At 61.8% G+C, this 3,398-nt stretch carries 4 protein-coding genes and 1 pseudogene; 4 read left to right on the top strand and 1 reads right to left on the bottom strand.

Features of this window, described 5'->3' with window-relative positions; all coding sequences use genetic code 11:
* A pseudogene (locus EN969_RS22705) lies at positions 1 to 116 on the top strand (molybdenum ABC transporter ATP-binding protein); the annotation flags it as partial.
* Between the two features lie 80 nt (positions 117 to 196).
* A complete protein-coding gene (locus tag EN969_RS22700; RefSeq protein ID WP_063168278.1) occupies positions 197 to 538 on the top strand; it encodes a winged helix-turn-helix domain-containing protein in 342 nt (113 codons plus the stop codon).
* A 126-nt stretch (positions 539 to 664) separates the two neighbouring features.
* Here the strand turns inward: EN969_RS22700 and cobF are convergent, their stop codons facing one another.
* A complete protein-coding gene (cobF, locus tag EN969_RS22695; protein WP_013531027.1) occupies positions 665 to 1,441 on the bottom strand; it encodes a precorrin-6A synthase (deacetylating) in 777 nt (258 codons plus the stop codon).
* Positions 1,442 to 1,645: 204 nt separating this feature from the next.
* Between cobF and EN969_RS22685 the strand changes: the two genes are divergently transcribed.
* Together EN969_RS22685 and EN969_RS22680 are read left to right on the top strand one after the other, a co-directional pair.
* Positions 1,646 to 2,647 (top strand): DUF4424 domain-containing protein, encoded by a 1,002-nt coding sequence (locus EN969_RS22685; RefSeq protein WP_063168277.1) that lies wholly within the window; start codon positions 1,646 to 1,648, stop codon positions 2,645 to 2,647.
* Entirely contained in the window at positions 2,647 to 3,165 is a 519-nt protein-coding gene (locus tag EN969_RS22680) for a dihydrofolate reductase (RefSeq protein ID WP_013531029.1), read from the top strand. Before EN969_RS22685 ends, EN969_RS22680 begins: the two co-directional genes overlap by 1 nt.
* Positions 3,166 to 3,398 lie beyond the last annotated feature (233 nt).

Here is a 3,398-nt window from a genome sequence, read left to right as displayed (position 1 = left end):
AGTCGCGGCAGGCGCTGAAGCTTCATCTTGGCGGCAAGGTTTTCGCGGTGATCAAGACGGTGAGCTTCGATCGGGCGAACACCGGCGCCGGCCTGCCCCCCGAGACGGGTGGATGATCCCGCTATGTCTTTTTGGAATAGCGGTTTCGCCAGGGAGCTTCTAGTATGATGTTGGGATGTGACCGCGGAGAGCAAAGATGCCGTCGCTGAGCTTGCGGATAAATCTCGATCCCGACGGGCGCGTCGGGCCGGGCAAGATCAAGCTCCTGGAACAGATCGCCGCCTTCGGCTCCATCTCGGCCGCCGCGCGCGGCATGGAGATGTCCTATAAGCACGCCTGGGACCTGGTCGAGGACATGAACCGGGTATTCGGCAAGCCGCTGGTGGCGGCACAGACCGGCGGCCGCAAGGGCGGCGGCGCACAGTTGACGGCGGTCGGCCTGGCAGTGGTCAGCCGCTTCCGCGCCATCGAGCGCGCGGCGGCGGCCGCGGCAGCGACGCATATGGAGGCGTTGCAGGCGGAGATTGAGGCTGGGTGAGGGAGTAGGGCAGTAGGGCAGTAGGGCAGTAGGGCAGTAGGGCAGTAGGGAGGCATTCGCGTGCTGTCTTCCAACACAAAACGTCATTCACCTACTCCCCTACTGCCTTACTCCCCTATTGCCTTCCTATTCGGGCTTGCGCAGCAAATAGCTGTCCATGATCCAGCCCTTCCGCCGACGAGCTTCCTCTCGAACTTTTTCGATCTTTGCGCCGATGTCACCGATCCTGCCGGAGAGGGTGATCTCGTCTTCCGTTCCGAGATAGGCGCCCCAATGGATGACGACATCCTTGTCGGCCAGCGTGTTGAAGGCGCATTTGCCGTCCAGCAGGACGACCGCGCTGCCGGCATTGTCCGGCATGCCTTCTTCGGTCAGGCGGCGGCCGGTGGTAATGAGGACGGAATCGCCGATGCGGTTCAGCGCCATCTTGTGGCTGGCGGCAAGTGCCTGGACGGCGGTGATGCCGGGGATGACCTCAAGCTCGAACGCCACATCGCCTCGCAGGCGCACGCGCTCAAGGATGCGCAACGCGCTGTCATAGAGCGAAGGGTCGCCCCAGATCAGGAAGGCGCCGCAGCCGTCGCCTGCAATCTCGTCGCGGATCAGGCCTTCGTAAATGGCGGCGATGGCTTCATGCCAGTCATCGACGGTCGAGCGGTAGGAGGGCGCCGGCCCATCTTCTACCGGGAGGTCGCGCACCGGCACGTCGAATTCGACGCGCCGCGACTTCGGATTGGTGACGAAGCGGTCGCAGATCTGACGGCGCAGTTCGGCCAATTCATTTTTTTTCGCGCCCTTGTCGGGAATGAACAGCACATCCGCCTGGTTCAGGCCTGATATGGCCTGAACGGTCATGTGGTCGGGATTGCCGGCGCCGATGCCGATGACGAGAAGCTTGCGCATGGGCGAACTCCTGCCCGATCGGAACCCGTTAGTCCAGACCGCGCTGGCGCGTGTCCAGACCGCGCTGGCGCGTGTCCAGACCGCGCTGGCGCGTGTCCAGACCGCAGTCCATCTCCCTTTGGTGCGTCCGCGGATACGGAAGGGCTTTGAACGCCACATTGAAACGGCTAGGGTCCTGCAGGCATTCCAGCCGAGGGGGCTTCCATGTTGCGATATGTTCTGACCGCCGTGCTGGCCTTGTCGTCCGCACCCGCTTTCGCCAATGATTCGGTTGCCGAACTTGGCACCGGCGGCCTGATCCTGTCGCGCAGCGATGCCGTGGCGATGCAAAGCGAGGACCTTTTCATCTCGCCGGAAAAGGTCACGGTCGACTATGTCTTCCACAACAACACCGATCAGGATGTCCAGGCCATCGTCGCCTTCCCGATGCCCGACATATCGGGCAATCCCGAAGAAATCCCGGCGATTCCTGAAAATCAGAGCGATAATTTCCTCGGTTTCGAGGTGACGATCGACGGTGTCGCCGCAAAGCCGCAGCTCGAGCAGAAGGTGTTGGCGCTCGGCATCGACATCAGCGCTGAGCTGAAGGCGCAAAACGTGCCGTTCTATCCTTTCGGCGATGCGGCGAAGGCGGCGCTGGCGAAGCTGCCGCAAGCGGTTGTCGATGACTGGGTCAACCGCGGCATCATCATCGAGGACACCGGCAGCGACGGCACCGAGACGAGCAAGGTCTACACCCCGTTCTGGCAATTGCGTTCGACCTACTGGTGGCGCTCGACCTTTCCGGCCAACAAGGACGTCCATGTTTCCCACCACTACAGACCGAGCGTCGGCGGCACGTCTTCGGTCAGCTTCTTCTACGACGGCAAATTCCAGGGTCAGTATGCGGCCTACAAGACCCGGTATTGCATGGACGGCACATTCGAAAATGCGGTGCGCAAGGCGGCCAAGGACGACCCTGACGGCTACCCCAAATATTTCGAGAGCCGCATCGCCTATATCCTGACCACCGGCGGCAACTGGGCTACGGGCACGATCGGCAAGTTCAAGCTGACGATCGACAAGGGCAATCCGAAAGCCCTGGTCTCGTTCTGCGGCGACAATGTCAAAAAGACCGGACCGACGACCTTCGAGATGACGGCGGATGATTTCTACCCCGAGCGCGACATCGACATCCTGATCCTCGAGCCGACGGGCGAAAATTGATGCATGTCGCAATCTACGTTGCCATTGCCGAGAACGGCGTGATCGGGCGGGACGGCGGGCTCCCGTGGCGGCTCTCCACCGATCTCAAGCGCTTCAAGGCCGATACGATGGGCAAGCCTATCATCATGGGCCGCAAGACCTATGAGGGCATCGGTCGACCGCTGCCGGGCAGGTTGAACATCGTCGTGACCCGCGACGAGACCTGGCGCGCCGAGGGCGTCGAGGTGGCACATTCGCTCGAAGCCGCGATCCAGCTGGCGACGGTGCGCGGGCGCGGCATGGCCGATGTCGACGAGGTGTGCGTCATCGGCGGCGGCGAAATCTATGCCCAGGCCATGCTGCTGGCCGACCGGCTGCACGTCACCCATGTGCTGGCAGCGGTCGACGGCGACGCGCATTTCCCGCCGATCGATCCCGATTCCTGGCGCATTGTCAGCTCGCAGGACGTCCCAGCCGGGGAAAAGGACAGCCACCCGACGCGCTATTCGGTTTACGAGCGGCGTCGCGAGAGACATTGAACGAAAAAAGAGCCATTGAAGGAAGACAAAGGGTCGCGACTGGACCAAATCGGACGAAGTCGGAAGCGCATCGCGTTGAAAGCGCCCCGTGGCGTGCCTATAGAAGAACAATACTGGATTTTGCGCCGTAATGCCGGCGCTTGAGGGAATTCCAAGCGAAAGGACATTCATGCCCTGGAACGACAAAAGCGGCGGCATTACGGCGCAAAATCCAGTATTGTTCTTCTATAGGC

Source organism: Mesorhizobium sp. M7A.F.Ca.CA.003.01.2.1, assembly GCF_003998945.1.
In the GTDB taxonomy this organism is placed as follows: Bacteria; Pseudomonadota; Alphaproteobacteria; order Rhizobiales; family Rhizobiaceae; genus Mesorhizobium; species Mesorhizobium ciceri.
This window is presented reverse-complemented; position numbering and strand designations above follow the sequence as displayed.